This is a genomic window from Micromonospora sp. NPDC047620 (assembly GCF_043205005.1).
Classification (GTDB): domain Bacteria; phylum Actinomycetota; class Actinomycetes; order Mycobacteriales; family Micromonosporaceae; genus Micromonospora.
Map to the genome: position 1 here is coordinate 1 of NZ_JBIDDG010000024.1, position 17,784 is coordinate 17,784.

Genomic DNA, 17,784 nt, shown 5'->3' on the forward strand with positions numbered 1-17,784 from the left:
ACCGAGGCCCTCGCCGACTGGATCGCCACCCGCGGCTACGCCGCCTGATCCAGAACCCGACACCACCGACAAGGGCCGGCCCCGAACGGGGCCGGTCCTTGTCGTCGTCTCCGTATCCGCACCGGTGCCTCACCGCCAGCTTCGCAGCAACGCACACCGGACGTCGGGGTGGGTGGGTACGGGCCTGCCGGCCGTGTTCCGCTGTCGAGCTGCCCGCACAGGCGGGTGCCAACCCTCGTCCGCCCGGTCCGGTCAGCCGCCGGAGTCGGCCAGCTCGGCGCCCTCGGGCACGGTGTCGTCGTCGCGGCTGGCGAGCCAGCCGTCGGGCAGGAAGACCTTGCCGGGCGAGTTGGTGCGCCCGCGCGGCTGCCCGAGCGTGGCGACCGGGAAGGGCTCGGACGGGTCGAGCTTGCCGAGCAGGTCGTCGAGCTGGGCCAGGCTCTCGATCATCGCCAGCTCGCGGCGCAGTTCGCTGCCCACCGGGAAGCCCTTGAGGTACCAGGCGACGTGCTTGCGGAAGTCGGTGCAGCCGTCCCGTTCGCCCCGCGCGGGGTTGCGCGCGCCCGCGGTGAACTGGTCGACCAGCAACTCGGCGTGGCGGCGCATGGTCTGCGCGACCTCGCCCAGGCTGGGCAGCCGGCGCTCGGGGCGTCCGTTGAACGCGGCCTCCAGGTCGGCGAAGAGCCACGGGCGGCCCAGGCAGCCCCGGCCGATCACCACCCCGTCGACGCCGGTGTGCGCCACCATCCGCAACGCGTCGTCGGCCTCCCAGATGTCGCCGTTGCCGAGCACCGGCACGTCGAGCGCCTGCTTGAGCGTGGCGATGGCGTCCCAGTCGGCGGTGCCCGAGTAGCGCTGCGCCGCCGTACGCCCGTGCAGGGCGACCGCCGCCACGCCGGCGTCCTGTGCGGCGAGGCCCGCCTCGACGTACGTCAGGTGGTCGTCGTCGATGCCCTTGCGCATCTTGACCGTGACCGGCACCCCGGCGGGCGACGCGGCGTCCACCGCGGCCCTGACCAGGCGGGCGAAGAGCCGGCGCCGCCACGGCAGCGCGGATCCGCCGCCCTTGCGGGTGACCTTGGGCACGGGGCAGCCGAAGTTGAGGTCGATGTGGTCGGCGAGGTCCTTCTCGACCACGATCCGCACGGCGGCGGCGGTGATCTCGGGGTCGGTGCCGTAGAGCTGGAGGCTGCGGGGCCGCTCGTCCCCGCCGAAGGCGATCATGCGCAGCGTCTTCGGGTTCCGCTCCACCAGCGCGATGGTGGTGATCATCTCGCAGACGTAGATGCCGCCGCCCTGTTCCCGGCAGAGCTGCCGGAAGCCGACGTTGGTGATGCCCGCCATCGGAGCGAGCACCACCGGCGGCCACACCTGGTGCCGCCCGAGGGTCAGCGGGCGCAGTGCGGGAACGGTCGGCGCGGTCACCGCACAAGTGTAAGGAAGGGCCCCCTCCTAACGTCTGGTGCAGAGGAGGGGTCCCCTGCTAACACGACGCATATCACAATCGGGGCGGCGGCGGGCGTTCTCCACAGCGGGCAGCGCCGTCCACAGACCGATCGGTCGGGCGGGACATGGGATCATCCTGCGCCCATGCTGCGCCTCATGCGTGAGCAGCCACCCGAACTCGCCGACGCGGCGGAGCGACAGCAGCAGATCGTCACCCGGGCCCAACTGCTGGCCGCGGGCTTCGACGACATGTACCTGTACCGCCAGACCCGGCGCAGCCAGTGGCAGCGCGTCCTGCCCGGTACGTACGCCCTGGTCACCGGCACCCTGACCGACGAGCAGCGACGGATCGCGGCGGCGCTCTACGCCGGGCCGGAGGCACAGCTCACGGGGCTCGCCGCGCTGATCTGGTACGGCTTCCGGCAAAGCCCGCGCACTGACGACGTACACCTGATCGTGCCGCACCACGCACGGCGCAGCTCGGCGGGATTCGCCCGGGTCGCGCGGGCCCTTGCCCTGGACGCCAAGGCCCGGCAGGCGTCGGTCTACCGGGTGTGCTCGCCGGCGCGGGCGGTCGTGGACGCGGCGCGCGACCTGCGCCACCTGCGTCCGGTACGCGCGATCGTCGCCGAGGCCGTGCAGCGCGGGTTCACCGATCTCGCCCGGCTGGACGAGGAGATCGGCCGGGCCCGGCGCAGCCGGACCGCGCTGGTCAGGAAGGCGTTCTCCGAGGTTGTCCACGGCGTCCGGTCGGCGCCGGAGGCGGAGTTGCGGGAGTGTCTGACCAGCAGTCCGGTGTTGCCGGAGATCCGGTGGAATCCGCGCCTGACCGCCGGCAACGGCACGTCGCTGCCGACTCCCGACGGATATCTCGCCGACTCGGCGGTGGCGCTGGAGGTCGACTCGCAGGAGTACCACTTCAGTCCCGGTGACTGGGCGCGAACGCTCGACCGGCACAACGAACTGAGCCGGCACGGCATCCTGATCCTGCATTTCACCCCGGCGCAGATCCGTCGCGACCCGGCGCGAGTCCGCCGCACCGTGGAGGATGCGTACGAATCGCGGCGCGGCCTCGGCGCCACGAACCGGGTCCGCGTCCAGCCCATTGACGTGCCGGGTAACGACGGGTGAGCGCTCCGGGATGTTAGGAAGGGGCCCCTCCTCTACTGAAAACGTTAAGAAGGGGCCCTTCCTTACACAGCTCAGCAGCCGGGGAGGCGCTCGATCAGGTAGCGCTCGACCTGGTCCAGGGAGATGCGCTCCTGGGCCATGGTGTCCCGGTTCCGCACGGTCACCGCGTTGTCGTCGAGGGTGTCGAAGTCGACCGTCACGCAGAACGGCGTGCCGATCTCGTCCTGACGGCGGTAGCGGCGGCCGATCGCCTGCGAGTCGTCGAACTCCACCACCCAGCGCTTGCGCAGGTCCGCGGCGAGGCCCTTCGCCTTGGGCGAGAGCGCCTCGTTGCGCGACAGCGGCAGCACCGCCACCTTGACCGGGGCCAGCCGCGGGTCGAACCGCATCACCGTGCGCTTGTCCACGCCGCCCTTGGTGTTCGGCGCCTCGTCCTCGTCGTACGCCTCGAGCAGGAAGGCCAGCACCGCCCGGGTGAGGCCGGCGGCCGGCTCGATGACGTACGGCACCCAGCGCTCCTGCTTCGTCTGGTCGAAGTAGGACAGGTCGACGCCGGAGTGCTTGCTGTGCGTGGACAGGTCGAAGTCGGTGCGGTTGGCGATGCCCTCCAGCTCCGCGAACTCCGTGCCGCCGAACTGGAAGCGGTACTCGATGTCGACGGTGCGCTTCGAGTAGTGGGAGAGCTTCTCCTTGGGGTGCTCGTAGAAGCGCAGGTTGTCCTCCGACAGGCCCAGGTCGAGGTACCAGTTCCAGCGCTCCTGGAGCCAGTACTCGTGCCACTGCTCGTCGGAGCCCGGCTCGACGAAGAACTCCATCTCCATCTGCTCGAACTCGCGGGTGCGGAAGATGAAGTTGCCCGGGGTGATCTCGTTGCGGAACGACTTGCCGGTCTGCGCGATGCCGAACGGCGGCTTCTTGCGGGCGACCGTCTCGACGTTCTTGTAGTTGACGAAGATGCCCTGCGCGGTCTCCGGGCGCAGGTAGTGCATGCCCTCTTCGCTCTCCACCGGGCCCAGGAAGGTCTTCATCAGGCCGTTGAACATCTTCGGCTCGGTGAAGGTGCCCTTGTTGCCGCAGTTCGGGCAGTTCAGCTCGGTCAGCGAGGCCGGCGGCTTGCCGTGCTTGGCCTCGTACGCCTCCTCGAGGTGGTCGGCCCGGAACCGCTTGTGGCAGGACTGGCACTCGGTCAGCGGGTCGACGAAGGCGTCGAGGTGGCCGGAGGCGGCCCAGACGTCCCGGGCCAGGATGACGGCGGAGTCGAGGCCGACCACGTCGTCGCGCTGCTGGACCATGGTCTTCCACCACTGCCGGCGGACGTTCTCCTTCAGCTCCACGCCGAGCGGACCGTAGTCCCACGCCGACCGGGTGCCTCCGTAGATCTCGCTGGAGGGGAAGACGAAGCCTCGGCGCTTGGCGAGGCTGACGACGGCGTCGATACGGTCGGCTGGCATGTTTCCTCCTACGCCGACTGGCGGTCGGCGGGGACGCGGTGAAGGACGGAACGAGCAGTTCGGGACAACGGTACGACCAGCACCAGCCCGAGCCCAGCAGAATACCGGGGGCGGGTCAGTTGACCCCGCACACCTCCATGCCGCCGGTCTGCCGGTCCTGCCCCAGGACGACCTCCTGCCGGTCCTGCCGGCCGCCGGTGTAGGTCACGTCCACCGGCACGGTCAGGGTGGTGGTGTCCACGTCGCCCACCCGGAAGGCGGTGATCTGCGGCTCGGCGGCGACCCGGCGCTCGAACTCCCGCCGCGACTCGCGCCGCTGCGCGTCGTCGCAGAGCTGGTCGTACGCGGCGCCGTACTTCCGCTCGACCAGCGCCTGGTAGTAGTCGGTGGAGACGGTGCGCCCCTGCTCCCGCACGGCCTGCACCCCGGACACCGCCAGGCCCACCACGGCCGCGCCGCCGCCACCGCAGCAGAGCAGCACGGCGAGCGCCCCGGCGCCCAGCCCGAGCCAGAGCCGGGTGTTGCGCCCCTCGGTGGGCGGCGCCGCGAACGGCGGGGCCACCCCGGGGCCGGGCGGCGGGGCGGGCACGCCCGGATCTGCCGGCGGGCCGGGCACGACGGGCGGCTGCGCCCCCTCCTGGCCGGGCAGCGAAGAATACGGCGGCGGTGCCGCCGATCCGGGAGCGGTCATGAGAGCAATCTAGTGCCCGCGGGCTCAGTGGTACGGACCAGCGGCCCGATCGCTGGCCGCCACGACCACGTCCCCGCCCGGCGCCGCGCTGGCGAGCGCCTCGTACGCGGACGGCTCGTCGACCGACTCGGCGAGCAGCGGCACCGCCGTGACCTTGACGTCGAAGCCGCCGAGGGCACGCCGGTAGGTGCCGACGGACTCCCACTCGGTGACCAGGCACCAGTGGCGCGGGTCGTCCAGCGCCCGGACGAGCTGCCCGCGCAGGTAACCGGGACGGGCCGCGAGCGCGGCGAGGGCGGCGTGCGCCCGCTCGGTGAAGTCGTCGGCGACATCGACGTCCACCACGAACCGGTTCGTCACCAGCACGGGTTCCTCCTCGTAGAGTCTGTGGGATGCAGCGTACGCAGAGCCCCCTGCCGGCCCGGTTGGCGCGGGCGAACCCGACGACGGTGTTCCTGGTCACCCTGGTGCTGGCGCTGGTCGCGTTCTTCACCCCCGGGGTGGTGGGCGGGCTGCTCACCCTGCTGCTCGCCGCGGCCGTCGCCGCGCTGCTGGTCACCACCTGGTCGGTGCAGACGGCGCCGACCCGGACGATCCGGCTGGTGGTGCTCACCCTGCTGGTCACCGCGGGCCTGGTGAAGCTGCTCTGACATGCAAGCATGCGTTTTTGACAATCATTGTCGTTGTCGCGGAGAGTTCATGTCATGAACATCCGCTCCGCCCCGCGCACCCTGGCCGCCGCCACCACCGCCCTGCTCGCCCTCGGCGGCGTCGCCGCCTGCTCCGACGACGCGGCCGGCACCGACCCACAGCGGGTCGACGTGGTGGCCGCCTTCTACCCGCTCCAGTTCCTCGCCGAGCGGATCGGCGGCGACGCGGTGAAGGTCACCAACCTGGCCAAGCCCGGGGCGGAGCCGCACGACCTGGAGCTCAACCCGGGGCAGGTCGGCGACGTCAGCCAGGCCGAGCTGGTCGTCTACCTGAAGGGCTTCCAGCCGAACGTGGACGAGGCCGTCGAGCAGAACGCCGGGGACCGCGCGTTCGACGTGGCCACCGTGCAGCCGCTGCGCGACGCGGCGGCCGGTGGGCATGACCACGACCACGGGCACGAGGGCGAGGCGGGCGCGACCGAAGAGCCCCACGCCGAGGAGGAGGGCGGTGGCAAGGACCCGCACCTCTGGCTCGACCCGACCCGCCTGGCCACCGTCGGCGACAGGCTCGCCGAGCGGCTCGGCAAGGCCGACCCGGAGCGGGCCGCCGACTACACCGCCCGCGCCGCGGCGCTGCGCACCGAGCTGGCGAAGCTGGATGCCGACTTCACCACCGGCCTGAAGACCTGCCAGCGGCGGGAGATCGTGGTCAGCCACACGGCGTTCGGCTACCTGACCGAGCGCTACCAGCTGGAGCAGATCGGCATCACCGGGCTGAGCCCGGAGAACGAGCCGTCCCCGCAGCGCCTCGCCGAGGTGATCGAGGAGGCCCGGAAGCACAAGGCCACGACGATCTTCTTCGAGACGCTGGTGAGCCCGAAGGTGGCCCAGACCATCGCCGACCAGGTCGGCGCGAAGACCGCGGTGCTCGACCCGCTGGAAGGGCTGTCGACCGAGGGCGGCGACTACCTTTCGGTGATGCGTACCAACCTGCAGACCCTGCGGACGGCGTTGAGCTGCTCGTGACATCCCCAGTCATCACCGTCACGCACGGGGTGGTCGGCTACGACGGCCGCCCCGTGCTGCGTGACGTCTCGCTGACCGTGACCACCGGCGAGGTGGTCGCGGTGCTCGGCGCCAACGGCTCCGGCAAGTCCACCCTGATCCGCGCCGTGCTCGGCCTGGTGCCGCTCAGCTCCGGGTCGGTCACCCTCTTCGACCGCCCGTTGCGCCGGTTCCGGCAGTGGCACCGCGTCGGGTACGTCCCACAGCGCCTCGGCGCCGGCAGCGGCGTACCGGCCACCGTCCGCGAGGTGGTGGCCTCCGGCCGGCTGGCCCGCCGGGGCGTCCTGCGCCCGCCCGGGCGCGCCGACCGGGCCGCCGTCGACGCGGCGCTGGCGGCGGTCGGGCTCGCCGACCGGGCCGGCGACCCGGTCGCCACGCTCTCCGGCGGGCAGCAGCAGCGCACCCTGATCGCCCGGGCGCTGGCCGGCCAGCCGGAGCTGCTCGTCCTCGACGAGCCGACCGCCGGGGTGGACGCGGCCAGCCAGGAGGCGTTCGCCGGGGCGCTGCACGACTTCGTGGGCGGCGGCGGCACGGTGCTGCTGGTGGCCCACGAGCTCGGGCCGCTGCGGCCGCTGATCAGCCGGGCGGTCGTCGTACACCAGGGTGGGATCTGCCACGACGGCGTGGTGCCCGAACCCGCCGGCCACCACGCGGAGCCCGACCACGACCACGTGCACCCGCACGGTCCCGACGAGCCCGCCGGGCTGTGGAGCAGCTGATGGAACTCTTCCAGTACCCCTACATGCAGCGCGCCCTGATCGGCGCGCTGGTCATCGGCCTGGCGGCACCGGCGCTCGGCATCTACCTGGTGCAGCGGCGGCTCGCGCTGATCGGCGACGGGGTCGGGCACGTGGCGCTCACCGGCGTCGGCGCGGGCCTGCTGCTCAACCGGTCCCCGGTGCTCGTCGCGGTGGTCGTGGCGACCGTCGGCGCGGTCACCATCGAGATGGTCCGCGCCCGGGGGCGCACCTCCGGCGACCTGGCCCTGGCGCTGCTCTTCTACGGCGGCATCGCCGGCGGCGTGATGCTGGTCGGGCTCTCCGACAGCACCAGCGCCAACCTCAACGCCTACCTGTTCGGGTCGCTGACCACGATCTCGCCGGGGGACCTGACCACCATCGCGGTGCTCGGCGCGGCGATCCTGGTCACCATGCTGGCCCTGCGCCCGGCCCTGTTCGCGGTCTGCCACGACGAGGAGTACGCCCGGGTCTCCGGGCTGCCGGTGCGCACGCTCAACATGCTGCTCGCGGTGGCCACCGCGGTCACCGTGACCATCGCCATGCGGGCCGTCGGCGTGCTGCTGATCAGCGCGCTGATGGTGGTGCCGGTGGCCACGGCGCAGCAGGTGACCCGGGGGTTCCGCAGCACGATGGCGGCGGCGACGGCGCTCGGCCTCTTCGCCGCCGGCTCGGGGGTCTGGGTGGCGGCGAACGCCGACACCGCTCCCGGCGCGTCGGTGGTGCTGATGGCGATCGCCTCGTTCGGGGTGGTCGCGCTCCTCGGCGCGGCCTGGCGGGTGCTTCGCCGGCGGCGCACCCCGGCCGCCGCGCCCGCGCCCGAGCCGCACGAGGTCGTGCTCCGCTGATCCTGGTCAGCGACGTGCCGATGGGATTGGTTACCGTTACGGGGTGACCGGCGGATCAGGCTACGATGCCTTCGAGGGGGCGAGCGAGCTGCTGCGTGCCCTGTCGGCACCGATCCGGCTGGCCATCGTCAGCGAGCTCGCCGAGGGCGAACGCTGCGTGCACGAGCTGGTGGACAAGCTCGGCGCCGCGCAGCCGCTGGTCTCCCAGCACCTGCGGGTGCTGCGGGGCGCCGGCGTGGTGCGCGGCTCGCGACGGGGGCGCGAGATCGCGTACGCCCTGGTCGACGAGCACGTCGCGCACATCGTGGCCGACGCGGTCAGCCACGCCGGGGAGGGGTCATGACGGGTTCGGCGGTCCGCAACACCCGGCAGCGCTCGGCGGTCAGCGCGCTGCTCGCCGAGATGGAGGGCTTCCACAGCGCGCAGGAGCTGCACGCGATGCTGCGCGAGCGCGGCGAGCGGGTCGGGCTGACCACGGTCTACCGCACCCTCCAGGGGCTCGCCGACACGGGCGAGATCGACGTGATGCGCCCGCCGGGCGGCGAGCACCTCTACCGCCGGTGCAGCGAGGGGCACCACCACCACCTGGTCTGCCGCGGCTGCGGCCGCACCGTGGAGGTGGCCGGGCCGGCGGTGGAGAGCTGGGCGGAGCGGGTGGCGGCGCAGCACGGCTACGCCGACGTCAGCCACACCCTGGAGATCTTCGGCACCTGCCCGGCCTGCGCCCGCTGAGACCCGCCACGACGGGTCAGCCCGACACCAGGCGCAGCCCGGCCTGCCGGCGGCTGGTCAGACTGTCCGGGACCCGCGCGAGATCCGGCCGTAGCGGGCCGGACGGGCGCGGCGGTGCCGGCCGTCCGCGCAGGTGCCCGGATCGGTCGCGCGTGGCACGCTGTCCGGCGTGAAGATCTACGCCGATCGCTTCCCGACCGCCGTCCGACAGTTGATCACCGACCTGCTCGTCGTCGCCTGGGTGTACGGCGCGGTCCGCGGCGCGCTGTGGCTGCACGACCTCGTCCAGAAGCTCGCCGTACCCGGCCAGAAGCTGGAGGGGGCCGGCGGCGGCCTGGCCGACAACCTGGCCGAGGCGGGCGGCAAGGTCGGCCGGGTGCCGCTGGTGGGCGACGAGCTGACCGCGCCGTTCGAGCGGGCCGCCGGCGCCGCCCGGTCGCTGGCCGAGGCCGGACGGGACCAGCAGGAGCTGGTCGACCAGCTCGCCCTCGCGCTGGCCGTCGCCGTACTGGTCTTCCCGCTCGGCCTGGTGCTCTTCGGCTGGCTGCCGCTGCGGGTGCGCTGGATGCGCCGGGCCGCCTCGGCGGCCAGGCTGGCCGCCGTGCCCGCCGGCCGGGACCTGCTCGCCCTGCGGGCGTTGGCCACCCAGCCGCTCGGGCGGCTGACCCGGATCGCGCCCGACGTGGCCGAGGCGTGGCGGCGCGGCGACGACGCCACCGTCGACGCGCTCGCCGAACTGGAGCTGCGCCAACTCGGCCTGCGCGCCGGCCGCTAAGGCGGTGTCCACGAACTTCGCCGGGGTCGTCGGCGGTGAGATTGTCGTACCGGTGGTGTGGGCTTTGGTTCGTGCCTCGTCGTCGGGATCCCGCAGCACTGCCGGTGGTGTATCGCACCGCTCGTGTGGCGGTGCGGGTGACGCCCGCGCAGCGGCGGCGGTGTTTCGGGCTGTTGCGCTCGGCTGGTGATGTGTGGGCGTGCGTGTTGGAGGTCAACGCGTGGCGGCGCCGCCACCACGCCCCACCGTTGACGGGCTATCAGGAGTTGTGCCGGGAGTTGTCGGCGTCCGGGCCGGGCACGTTCGCCGAGCTGGACACGACCGGGGCGCGGTCGGTGTTGCGGCGGTTCTCGGATGCGTGGTTCGCGGCGGCGAAACGCCGCAAGGCCGGTAACGCGTCGGCGGGGTTCCCGCGTCGGCGGCGGGGGTTGGTGCCGGTGCGCTGGTACCACGGCACGTTCACCCTCGACGGCCGCCGGGTGCGCATCCCGACCGCGAAGGGTACGCGCGCGTTGTGGGTGCGTCTGGCGCGTCAGGTGCCGTATCCGGTGGAGCAGGTCCGCTCGATCACCCTGCTGTGCGAGGGCGGCCGGTTGTTTCTCGACGTCACCGCTGAGGTTCCGGTAGCGGTGTACCTGCCTAATGAGGGGCCGGACCCGGCCAGGGTGGCGGGTGTCGACGTGGGGATCATCCACCCGTACGCCGTCGCCGGCCCCGGCGGGGAGGGGTTGTTGGTGTCGGGGCGGGCGATCCGCGCCGAGCATCGCATGCACCTGGCCGACACCAAAGCCCGCGGCCGCGCCGTCGCCCGCCGGGCCCCGAAGCCGGGTCAGCGGGGGTCACGGCGGTGGCGGCAGTACCGGGCCCGCACTCGGGTGGTGGAGGGGCGGCATCGGCGGCGGGTGCGGCAGGCCCAGCACGAGGCCGCCCGCGCCGTCGTCGGCTGGGCCGTCGGTCAGCGGGTCGGGGTGCTGCACATCGGCGACCCCCGCGGCGTCCTCGACCAGTCGGCGGGGCGGCGGCACAACCTGCGGCTACGGCAGTGGCAGATCGGCCGACTCCTACAGATCCTCACCGACAAGGCCACCCTCGCCGGCATCACCGTCCACCTCGTCGACGAACGCGGCACCTCGTCGACCTGCCCCACCTGCCACCGGCGGATACCGAAGCCGCGTGGCCGGACCCTGACCTGCCCACACTGCCAGTTCTCGGGCCATCGCGACCTGGTCGCGGCGGCCAGCATCGCCACCCGCACCCCGGGCGGCGGATCCACCACCCCCACACCTGTCGTGTTGCCCGGGGTGGTCACGCACCGTCGAGCCGGCCGGCACCTACCCGGCACCGGCCGGTCCCGACGTGACCCCCGCCGCCCACCCGGGCGGCGCGAGGGTCCAGATGGCCCGCGGTGGCCCGCCCCACCAACCAGTGGGGAGTCGCTCGCCCACACGGCGAGGATCCACAACACACCACCGGACTCCTGGTGAACGTTGGTGGACACCGCACTAAGGTCGTCGGGTGTTCTACTTCCTGGTCGTCATCGCCATCCTGCTGCTCGGCTACGCCGCCGTCCTGGTCAACTACGTCCGCAAGGGCCGCAAGATCCCGCCGGCGGCGTACCTGGGGCTGGCCGTGCTCAACGGGCTGATCCTCGCCGCGATCCTGGCCTGGGCGATCGCCAGCTGAGGGCCGGGTGTAAGGAAGGGCACCTTCCTATACAAAAAACGTTAGGAAGGTGCCCTTCCTTACACCCGGCGGCGGACGTCGGGGGCGGCGGACGGGCCGGGCGACCAGCGCGCCACCCAGGGCAGGTCGTCGGCCGGGGTGATCACCCCCTCCTCCAGGCCGGCGTAGCGCCCGGCCAGGATCCGCTTCGCGGCGGCCGTGTCGACCGAGTCGGTGTTGTCCCACAGGGCGGTGAAGAGCGCGTCGACCCGAACCCGGGCCTGCCGGCAGAACAGGTCGGCCAGCTCGACGTTCTCCGGCCGGGTGTCCCGCTCGGCGTAGGCGCGCACGCAGACGGCGGACATCGCGAACAGCTCCGCGCCGATGTCCACCACCCGGCCGAGGAACGCCTGCTTGCGCTCCATCTTCCCCTGCCACCGGGACATCGCGTAGAACGTCGACCGGGCCAGCTTGCGCGAGGCGCGCTCGACCTGCCGCAGGTGGCCGGCGAGCGGGCCGAACTCGCCGTACGCCGACGGGCGCTGGCCCTTGCCGACGGCCAGGGTGGGCAGCCACTTCGCGTAGAAGACGCCGGCCCGCGCGCCGGCCTTCGCCTTGCGGCCGAGCCCGGCGTCCGGGTCGATGATGTCGCCGGCGACGGACAGGTGCGCGTCGACCGCCTCCCGGGCGATCAGCAGGTGCATGATCTCGGTCGAGCCCTCGAAGATCCGGTTGATCCGCAGGTCGCGCAGCAACTGCTCGACCGCGGCCGGGCGCTCGCCCCGCGCCGCCAGCGAGTCGGCCGTCTCGTAGCCGCGACCGCCCCGGATCTGGACCAGCTCGTCGGCGATCTTCCAGGCCATCTCGCTGGCGTAGAGCTTGACCAGCGCCGCCTCGATCCGGATGTCGTTGCGGTCGTCGTCGGCCAGCAGGCAGCACAGGTCGAGCATGGTCTCCATGCCGTACGTCGTCGCGGCGACGAAGGACAGCTTCTGGGCCACCGCCTCGTGCTCGCCGACGGGCCGGCCCCACTGCACCCGGTCGGCGGCCCACTCCCGGGCCACGTTCAACGCCCACTTGCCGGCGCCCACACACATGGCCGGCAGCGACAGCCGCCCGGTGTTCAGGGTGGTCAGCGCGATCTTCAGGCCCTTGCCCTCGCCGCCGATGACGTTCTCCTTCGGCACGAAGACGTCGTGGAAACGGGTGAGGCTGTTCTCCAGGCCGCGCAGGCCGACGAAGGCGTTGCGCCGCTCGATCGTGATGCCCTCGGCGTCGCCCTCGACGACGAAGGCGGTGATCCCGCCACGCCGCCCCTCGGCCGCGGGGACCCGGGCCATCACCACGAGCAGGGTGGCGACCGTGCCGTTGGTGGCCCAGAGCTTCACCCCGTTGAGCCGGTAGCCGGTGCCGTCGGGGGTCGGCTCGGCGGTGGTGGCCAGCCGGGCCGGATCGGAGCCGACGTCCGGCTCGGTGAGCAGGAACGCGGACACCTCGCCGGCCGCGAGGCGGGGCAGGAAGCGCTGCTTCTGCTCGGCGGTGCCGAACATCTTCAGCGGCTGCGGCACCCCGATGGACTGATGCGCCGACAGCAGCGCGCCGATCGCCGGGCTGACCGAGCCGGCCAGCATGAGCGCGCGGCAGTAGTGCAGGTTGCTCAGCCCGAGCCCGCCGTAAGACCGGTCGATTTTCATGCCGAACGCGCCGAGCCGGGCCAGGCCGTGGAACACGTCGTCCGGGATGGACGCGTCCCGTTCGATGGCCGCCCCGTCCACCTCGGAGGTGAGGAACTCGCGGAACCGGCCGAGGAACTCGTCGGCCCGGGCGACGTCCGCCGCGTCCGGACGCGGCCAGGGGTCGATCAGGTCGAGCCGGAGGCGGCCGAGGAAGAGTTCCTTGCCGAAGCTGGGTCGGTCCCACGAGGACTCGCGGGCCGCCTCGGCGACCTGGCGGGCCTCCTTCTCCGAGACCTGTCCCGCCTCCTTCGGCAGCGGCCCGGCCGCGCCGGCCGTCGGCCTGCCCCCGGCGGCGGCCGTCGCGGCCTGCCCGGTGCCGGCCGCCGCGCCCCCGGGCGGTGCGGGCCGGTCGACGGCGGCCGTCGGCACGCCTTCGGTGTCCTTCGCCGCGGGCTGGTCGGCGCCGGATCCGTCCGGCGTGGGTCGGCTGTTCTGCGTCGTGGTCACGGCTGCCCCCTCGAACCTCGGTCCGGCTGCGTCGACGTGCTCGACAAACAGCACGCTACCCCCGGGTGTTACCCAGGGGTAGCGTTCGGTAAAGATCGAGTTTCGTCGACCCGGGTCAGTCGCCGGGGAGGTGCCGCGGGTCGTCGTCCTCGTCGTCGATGTCGTCCTCGCCCCAGTTACGCCGGGCGAACGGCAGGAACACCCAGAAGGTGAGGAACCAGATCGCCGTCGCGCCGCTGAGCAGCAGGGCGACGCCCCGGTCCAGCACGAAGTCGGTGATCAGCAACACCGCGCTGACCATCGAGATCAACATGAAGGCGAGGCCGGCGCTGGCCATCCGGTGGGCGAACCGGACCAGCTCCGGCTTGCGGCCCTGCCGGAACAGCGCGCGGTGGAACGCCACCGGGGAAATGATCATCGCGGTCGCGGCGGCGGCCGCGAGCAACGAGACGATGTAGACGTCCTTCTGGAAACCGCTCGTCCTGGTGAACCCGTTGCTGAACGGCAGGGTCAGCAGGAAGGCGAAGAGGATCTGCACACCGGTCTGCGCGACCCGCAGCTCCTGCAACAGGTCGGCGAAGTTGCGCTGCCAGCGCTGCCGCTCGGTTTCCTTGGACACGGGCTACCTCCGGTCAGACGGTACTGCCGACGGGGTGCGCCCGTCGGCAGCAACGCTGATGCCCCACCGGTGGAGCCGCGAAACCGGCTCACGTCGCCCGCGCGAGCCCGGCACACGCCGGCCCGCTCCGCTCAGGAGCCGCGGCGGATCCGGCCGGCGTACCGGGCCTCCAGGGCGTTGTTGTGCTCGTCGCCGCCGGCGATGTTGGCCGACAGGTAGACCGGAGGCCGCTCCCCCGCGGCGAGCAGCCGGGCCACCACCTCGACCGTGATCTGCTGCGCCAGCAGCGCCGCGGTGATCGACGAGACCGCGCCGACCGCGCCGCCGCCGGGCAGCGGCAGCGTCGCGTCGCCGTACGGGGCGCCGTTGTCGAGCACCACGTCGGCGACGTCGGCGAGCTTGCGCCCCGACGGGTGGCGCGAGGTCATCTGCCCGGAGTGCTGCGCCGAGGTGATCGCGACCAGCCCGTGCCCCTTCTCCTTGACCAGGGACGCGAACTCCACCATCGCGCCGTTGACGCCGGAGTTGGAGGCCAGCACGAAGACGTCCCCGGGACTGACGGGGGCCAGCTCGTAGAGGCGGTGCGCCACCGACGGATCACGTTCGAGCAGCGGCCCGAGCACGTCGGCCGGCGCGCCGCCGACCAGCACCAGGTCCCGCAGGGCGATCCGGTTGGTGGGCACCAGCCCGCCGGCCCGGCCCGCGATCTCCATCGCCAGCGCCTCCGAGTGGCCGGTGCCGAACGCGTGGACCACCCCGTCGGCGCGCACCGCGTCGGCGATCAGGTCGGCGGCCCGCCCCACCGCCTCGCGCTGGCTCGTGGCCACCCGCTGCATCGTCTCGGTCACCACGGCCAGGTAGTCCTCGGCGCTCACCGTCATGTCTCTCCTCCGTCCATGTCGTACGTCCGTCGGGAACGCCCGGCCACCCCGGCGGGGCGACGCCGCACCGGTCAGGCCGGGCCCCGCACCCGGGCCAGGATCGCCTCGGCCAGCGGGGCGGGCGCCTCGTCGGGGATCCAGTGGCTCACCCCGGGCAGCTCGACGAAGCGGTAGTCGGCGCTCACGTGGCCGGCGCACGCCTCGGCCGCGGTCCGGCCGATCGCGATGTCGCGGTCGCTCCACACGAAGGTGGTCGGCACCGGCACCGGCCCCGTGGCCGCCATGTCCCGCCGGGACATCGCCCGGTACCAGTTCAGCGCCGCCGTCAGCGCGCCGGGTTCGCGCATCGGGGCCGCGTACGCGGCCACCCGCTCGTCGTCGCCGACCCCGTGCAGCATCCGGCGCAGCCCGGTCGCGCCCAGCGCCAACAGCGCCTTCTCCGCCCTGCCCGGCTTGCGGAACAGCACGATGTACGCCGAGCGCGCCTTCTGCCCCGGGTCCTCGGCCAGCGCGTGCGCCATCGCGGCGGGGTGCGGCACGGAGACCGCGGTCAGCGTCCGGACCCGCTCCGGGTGGCGGGCGGCCAGGTCCCAGGCCACCACCGCGCCCCAGTCGTGCCCCACGAGGTGCGCCGCGTCGACGCCCAGCGCGTCCAGCACGGCCAACGCGTCGGCCACCAGCTCCGGCATCCGGTACGCCTCGACCGCCTCGGGCCGCGCGCCCGGCGAGTAACCGCGCTGGTCCGGCGCGTACGTGCGCAGGCCGGCGGCGTGCAGTGGCGGGACGACGTCGTCCCACTCCCCGCCGTGCTGGGGAAAGCCGTGCAGCAGCAGGACGGGCGCGCCGCCCTCGGGACCGCCGACGCGTACGTCGAACGTGAGCCCCCGCGCCTCGATCCGCATGATCGCCAGCCTACCCAGGGCTGGCGGGGTCACTCGTACTGGCGTTTGGGGGTGGGCACCTGCCGCCAGGACTCCACGTCGAGGTAGGGGATCTCGGCGTCGTTGACCGGGTCCCGGGCGATCCGGTCGCTGTAGCGGCCGGTCACCTCGATCCAGGTGTCGTCGGCGAGCCCTTCGGGGGCGGCGCCGGTCAGGCCCAGCTTGACCGGCCGCCCGTCGGCCGCGCAGCAGGAGAGCACCATCCGGGCCAGGAGCGGTCGGCCGTCGGGGCCGGTGGTGACGAAACCGGTCAGCCGGACCCGGCGCCCGCCGAGCGACGCGCCCCGGTCGAACAGCGCCCGCGAGGCGTAGTCGAGCACGCTGACCTGTGCCGGATCGCCGTCGGGCAGGGGCGGGTAGTCGGACGGCTGTTGCCGGGCGGAGAGTGCGGTGCCGGCCTGCCCGGCCGCGTACGAGCCGAGGGCGGGCGGGGCGACCAGGAGCAGACCCAGCGCCGGCAGGATCAGCAGCCAGCCGATCCGCGGCTCGTGGTGGCCGTGCCCGTGGTCGGCGGCGTCGTCCCGGCCGGCGCGCTCGTGCTCGCCGTCGGCGGGGTCGTGGTCCCCGTCGGTGGTCGGGGGCGCAGGGGCGCGGTCGTGCTTGCCGTCGGCGGTCGGGGGCACGGCGTCGCGCCGGAGGGCGGGACGCAGCTCGTACCAGAGGGTCATGACCGCGGCGACGACCAGCAGCAGGCCCGCGGCGACCAGGAAGGGGCGCAGCCCCTCCTTGACGTAGCGCAGGTAGAGGTCGGTGAGGCTGGCCCGGACCACGGCGCCCCCGAGCAGCAGCAGGACGACGGCCTGCGCCTGCCGGTTCACCGCAGCACCGCCCCGGTCGCGGCGGCGACCGCGACGGCCACCGCGAAGGTGGCCGGGGCGAACCGCAGCGCGAACCGGCGGCCGAAGACGCCGGTCTGCATCGCGATGAGCTTGAGGTCGACCATCGGCCCCACCACCAGGAAGACCAGTCGGGCGGTCAGCGAGAACTGCGACAGCGAGGCGGCCACGAAGGCGTCGGCCTCCGAGCAGAGGGAGAGCAGCACCGCGAGCACGGCCAGCGCGAGCACCGAGAGCACCGGGTCCTCGGCGAGCGTCTGCAACCAGCGCTCGGGCACGACGACGTTGATGGTGGCGGCGGCCGCCGCGCCGACCACCAGGAACCCGCCGGCGTGGGTGACGTCGTGCCGGACCGCCGCCCAGAACGCCCGCCCGCGCGGGCCGTCGTCCAGCTCCGGCCGGCGCGGCAGCCGGATCCAGTCGGCCCGGCCGAGGCGCAGCCACAGCCACCCCATCACCATCGCGACGACCAGGCTCGCGACGCCGCGGCCGAGGACCATCTCCGGGGCGTCGGGGAAGGCCACCGCGGTGGCGGTGAGCACGATCGGGTTGATGGCCGGGGCGGCGAGCAGGAAGGCCAGCGCGGCGGCCGGGGTGACCCCGCGCCGGATCAGCGACCCGGCGATCGGCACGGACCCGCACTCGCAGCCGGGCAGCACCACGCCGGCCGCGCTCGCCACGGGCACCGCGAGCGCGGGGTGCCGGGGCAGCGCCCGGGCCCAGAACGACCGGGGCACGAAGACCGCGATCACGGCGGAGAGGAGCACCCCGAAGACCAGGAACGGCACCGCCTGCACCATGACCGAGACGAAGACGGTGGTCCAGGTCTGCAGCCGGGGCGCGGACAGGGCCCCGGCGAGCGGCTCACGGAAGACGACCAGCAGGACCAGCAGGCCCGCGAGCACCTCGACCGACCCGACCCGCCAGGCGCTCCCGCCGCCGCCCGCCGGCTCGTGCGGGGGTACGCCCGGCGCGGCCACACCGACCGCCCCCGGGGCGCGCCCGTCCGGCACGGAGCGGTCAACCTCGGATGTCACGTGGTTTCCTCCGCCGATTCCGCCAGTGGCCGCCTGAGAGTACCGGCCGGAACCGACGGGATCGAGCGAACGCGCTCATGACCTGCGGAAAGATCACTT

General features: G+C 73.4%; 20 protein-coding genes. 10 read left to right on the plus strand and 10 right to left on the minus strand.

The features are described from left to right. Positions 1-252 precede the first annotated feature (252 nt). On the minus strand, positions 253-1,425 hold the full coding sequence (gene dusB / locus ACGF5C_RS25310) for a tRNA dihydrouridine synthase DusB (protein WP_393305445.1): 1,173 nt from the start codon (positions 1,423-1,425) through the stop codon (positions 253-255). 177 nt (positions 1,426-1,602) lie between these two features. Here dusB and ACGF5C_RS25315 point away from each other — a divergent pair, with 177 nt between their 5' ends. Next, complete coding sequence (locus tag ACGF5C_RS25315) at positions 1,603-2,577, plus strand: type IV toxin-antitoxin system AbiEi family antitoxin domain-containing protein (protein ID WP_393305447.1); 975 nt, start codon at positions 1,603-1,605, stop codon at positions 2,575-2,577. Positions 2,578-2,648: 71 nt separating this feature from the next. On the opposite strand, the gene ACGF5C_RS25320 is transcribed toward ACGF5C_RS25315, so the two are convergent. The 3 genes from ACGF5C_RS25320 to ACGF5C_RS25330 all read right to left on the minus strand — a co-directional run bounded on the left by ACGF5C_RS25320 (position 2,649) and on the right by ACGF5C_RS25330 (position 5,085). Beyond that, entirely contained in the window at positions 2,649-4,028 is a 1,380-nt protein-coding gene (locus ACGF5C_RS25320) for a glycine--tRNA ligase (RefSeq protein WP_350710736.1), read from the minus strand. Positions 4,029-4,143: 115 nt separating this feature from the next. Next, positions 4,144-4,617, minus strand: a complete 474-nt coding sequence (locus ACGF5C_RS25325; RefSeq protein ID WP_393305577.1) for a hypothetical protein — start codon at positions 4,615-4,617, stop codon at positions 4,144-4,146. A gap of 126 nt (positions 4,618-4,743) precedes the next feature. After that, positions 4,744-5,085 carry an antibiotic biosynthesis monooxygenase family protein gene (locus ACGF5C_RS25330; RefSeq protein ID WP_393305449.1) on the minus strand — a complete coding sequence of 114 codons (342 nt, stop codon included), beginning with the start codon at positions 5,083-5,085 and terminating at the stop codon, positions 4,744-4,746. 26 nt (positions 5,086-5,111) lie between these two features. On the opposite strand from ACGF5C_RS25330, the gene ACGF5C_RS25335 reads away from it, so the two are divergent. The 9 genes from ACGF5C_RS25335 (at position 5,112) to ACGF5C_RS25375 (ending at position 11,209) form a co-directional block, all read left to right on the plus strand. Continuing rightward, positions 5,112-5,369, plus strand: coding sequence for a hypothetical protein (locus tag ACGF5C_RS25335; RefSeq protein WP_393305451.1), 258 nt, complete (start codon positions 5,112-5,114; stop codon positions 5,367-5,369). A 54-nt stretch (positions 5,370-5,423) separates the two neighbouring features. Next, positions 5,424-6,395 carry a metal ABC transporter substrate-binding protein gene (locus ACGF5C_RS25340; RefSeq protein ID WP_393305453.1) on the plus strand — a complete coding sequence of 324 codons (972 nt, stop codon included), beginning with the start codon at positions 5,424-5,426 and terminating at the stop codon, positions 6,393-6,395. Continuing rightward, entirely contained in the window at positions 6,392-7,153 is a 762-nt protein-coding gene (locus ACGF5C_RS25345; RefSeq protein ID WP_393305455.1) for a metal ABC transporter ATP-binding protein, read from the plus strand. Before ACGF5C_RS25340 ends, ACGF5C_RS25345 begins: the two co-directional genes overlap by 4 nt. Continuing rightward, complete coding sequence (locus ACGF5C_RS25350) at positions 7,153-8,019, plus strand: metal ABC transporter permease (protein ID WP_393305457.1); 867 nt, start codon at positions 7,153-7,155, stop codon at positions 8,017-8,019. The genes ACGF5C_RS25345 and ACGF5C_RS25350 overlap by 1 nt, the downstream gene beginning before the upstream one ends. 43 nt (positions 8,020-8,062) lie before the next feature. After that, entirely contained in the window at positions 8,063-8,362 is a 300-nt protein-coding gene (locus tag ACGF5C_RS25355; RefSeq protein ID WP_091104136.1) for a metalloregulator ArsR/SmtB family transcription factor, read from the plus strand. Further along, a complete protein-coding gene (locus ACGF5C_RS25360) occupies positions 8,359-8,751 on the plus strand; it encodes a Fur family transcriptional regulator (RefSeq protein WP_393305459.1) in 393 nt (130 codons plus the stop codon). Before ACGF5C_RS25355 ends, ACGF5C_RS25360 begins: the two co-directional genes overlap by 4 nt. Before the next feature lie 169 nt (positions 8,752-8,920). Next, positions 8,921-9,526, plus strand: coding sequence for a hypothetical protein (locus tag ACGF5C_RS25365; protein ID WP_393305461.1), 606 nt, complete (start codon positions 8,921-8,923; stop codon positions 9,524-9,526). Positions 9,527-9,663: 137 nt separating this feature from the next. After that, entirely contained in the window at positions 9,664-11,010 is a 1,347-nt protein-coding gene (locus ACGF5C_RS25370) for an RNA-guided endonuclease InsQ/TnpB family protein (protein ID WP_393305579.1), read from the plus strand. A gap of 31 nt (positions 11,011-11,041) precedes the next feature. Continuing rightward, positions 11,042-11,209, plus strand: a complete 168-nt coding sequence (locus ACGF5C_RS25375) for a hypothetical protein (protein WP_350684698.1) — start codon at positions 11,042-11,044, stop codon at positions 11,207-11,209. 59 nt (positions 11,210-11,268) lie between these two features. On the opposite strand, the gene ACGF5C_RS25380 is transcribed toward ACGF5C_RS25375, so the two are convergent. From ACGF5C_RS25380 to ACGF5C_RS25405, 6 genes are all read right to left on the minus strand, one after another. Then, the gene (locus tag ACGF5C_RS25380) at positions 11,269-13,371 is read right to left on the minus strand and encodes an acyl-CoA dehydrogenase family protein (RefSeq protein WP_393305463.1); all 2,103 of its coding nucleotides are present in this window, start codon (positions 13,369-13,371) and stop codon (positions 11,269-11,271) included. Between the two features lie 115 nt (positions 13,372-13,486). Continuing rightward, positions 13,487-13,990 (minus strand): DUF6328 family protein, encoded by a 504-nt coding sequence (locus ACGF5C_RS25385; protein WP_350710755.1) that lies wholly within the window; start codon positions 13,988-13,990, stop codon positions 13,487-13,489. 131 nt (positions 13,991-14,121) lie between these two features. Continuing rightward, a complete protein-coding gene (locus ACGF5C_RS25390; RefSeq protein WP_393269401.1) occupies positions 14,122-14,871 on the minus strand; it encodes a sugar isomerase domain-containing protein in 750 nt (249 codons plus the stop codon). Between the two features lie 71 nt (positions 14,872-14,942). After that, complete coding sequence (locus ACGF5C_RS25395; RefSeq protein WP_393305465.1) at positions 14,943-15,773, minus strand: alpha/beta fold hydrolase; 831 nt, start codon at positions 15,771-15,773, stop codon at positions 14,943-14,945. A gap of 29 nt (positions 15,774-15,802) precedes the next feature. Next, positions 15,803-16,630, minus strand: coding sequence for a TIGR03943 family putative permease subunit (locus ACGF5C_RS25400; protein WP_393305467.1), 828 nt, complete (start codon positions 16,628-16,630; stop codon positions 15,803-15,805). After that, positions 16,627-17,628 (minus strand): permease, encoded by a 1,002-nt coding sequence (locus ACGF5C_RS25405; protein ID WP_393305581.1) that lies wholly within the window; start codon positions 17,626-17,628, stop codon positions 16,627-16,629. Before ACGF5C_RS25405 ends, ACGF5C_RS25400 begins: the two co-directional genes overlap by 4 nt. Between the last annotated feature and the right edge of the window lie 156 nt (positions 17,629-17,784).

What these genes read in the sequence shown, in the direction of transcription:
- ACGF5C_RS25315 (WP_393305447.1), top strand. Translation starts at nt 1,603, where the DNA reads ATGCGTGAGCAGCCACCCGAACTCGCCGACGCGGCGGAGCGACAGCAG.
- ACGF5C_RS25320 (WP_350710736.1), bottom strand. Translation starts at nt 4,028, where the DNA reads ATGCCAGCCGACCGTATCGACGCCGTCGTCAGCCTCGCCAAGCGCCGA.
- ACGF5C_RS25335 (WP_393305451.1), top strand. Translation starts at nt 5,112, where the DNA reads ATGCAGCGTACGCAGAGCCCCCTGCCGGCCCGGTTGGCGCGGGCGAAC.
- ACGF5C_RS25340 (WP_393305453.1), top strand. Translation starts at nt 5,424, where the DNA reads ATGAACATCCGCTCCGCCCCGCGCACCCTGGCCGCCGCCACCACCGCC.
- ACGF5C_RS25350 (WP_393305457.1), top strand. Translation starts at nt 7,153, where the DNA reads ATGGAACTCTTCCAGTACCCCTACATGCAGCGCGCCCTGATCGGCGCG.
- ACGF5C_RS25360 (WP_393305459.1), top strand. Translation starts at nt 8,359, where the DNA reads ATGACGGGTTCGGCGGTCCGCAACACCCGGCAGCGCTCGGCGGTCAGC.
- ACGF5C_RS25390 (WP_393269401.1), bottom strand. Translation starts at nt 14,871, where the DNA reads ATGACGGTGAGCGCCGAGGACTACCTGGCCGTGGTGACCGAGACGATG.
- ACGF5C_RS25395 (WP_393305465.1), bottom strand. Translation starts at nt 15,773, where the DNA reads ATGCGGATCGAGGCGCGGGGGCTCACGTTCGACGTACGCGTCGGCGGT.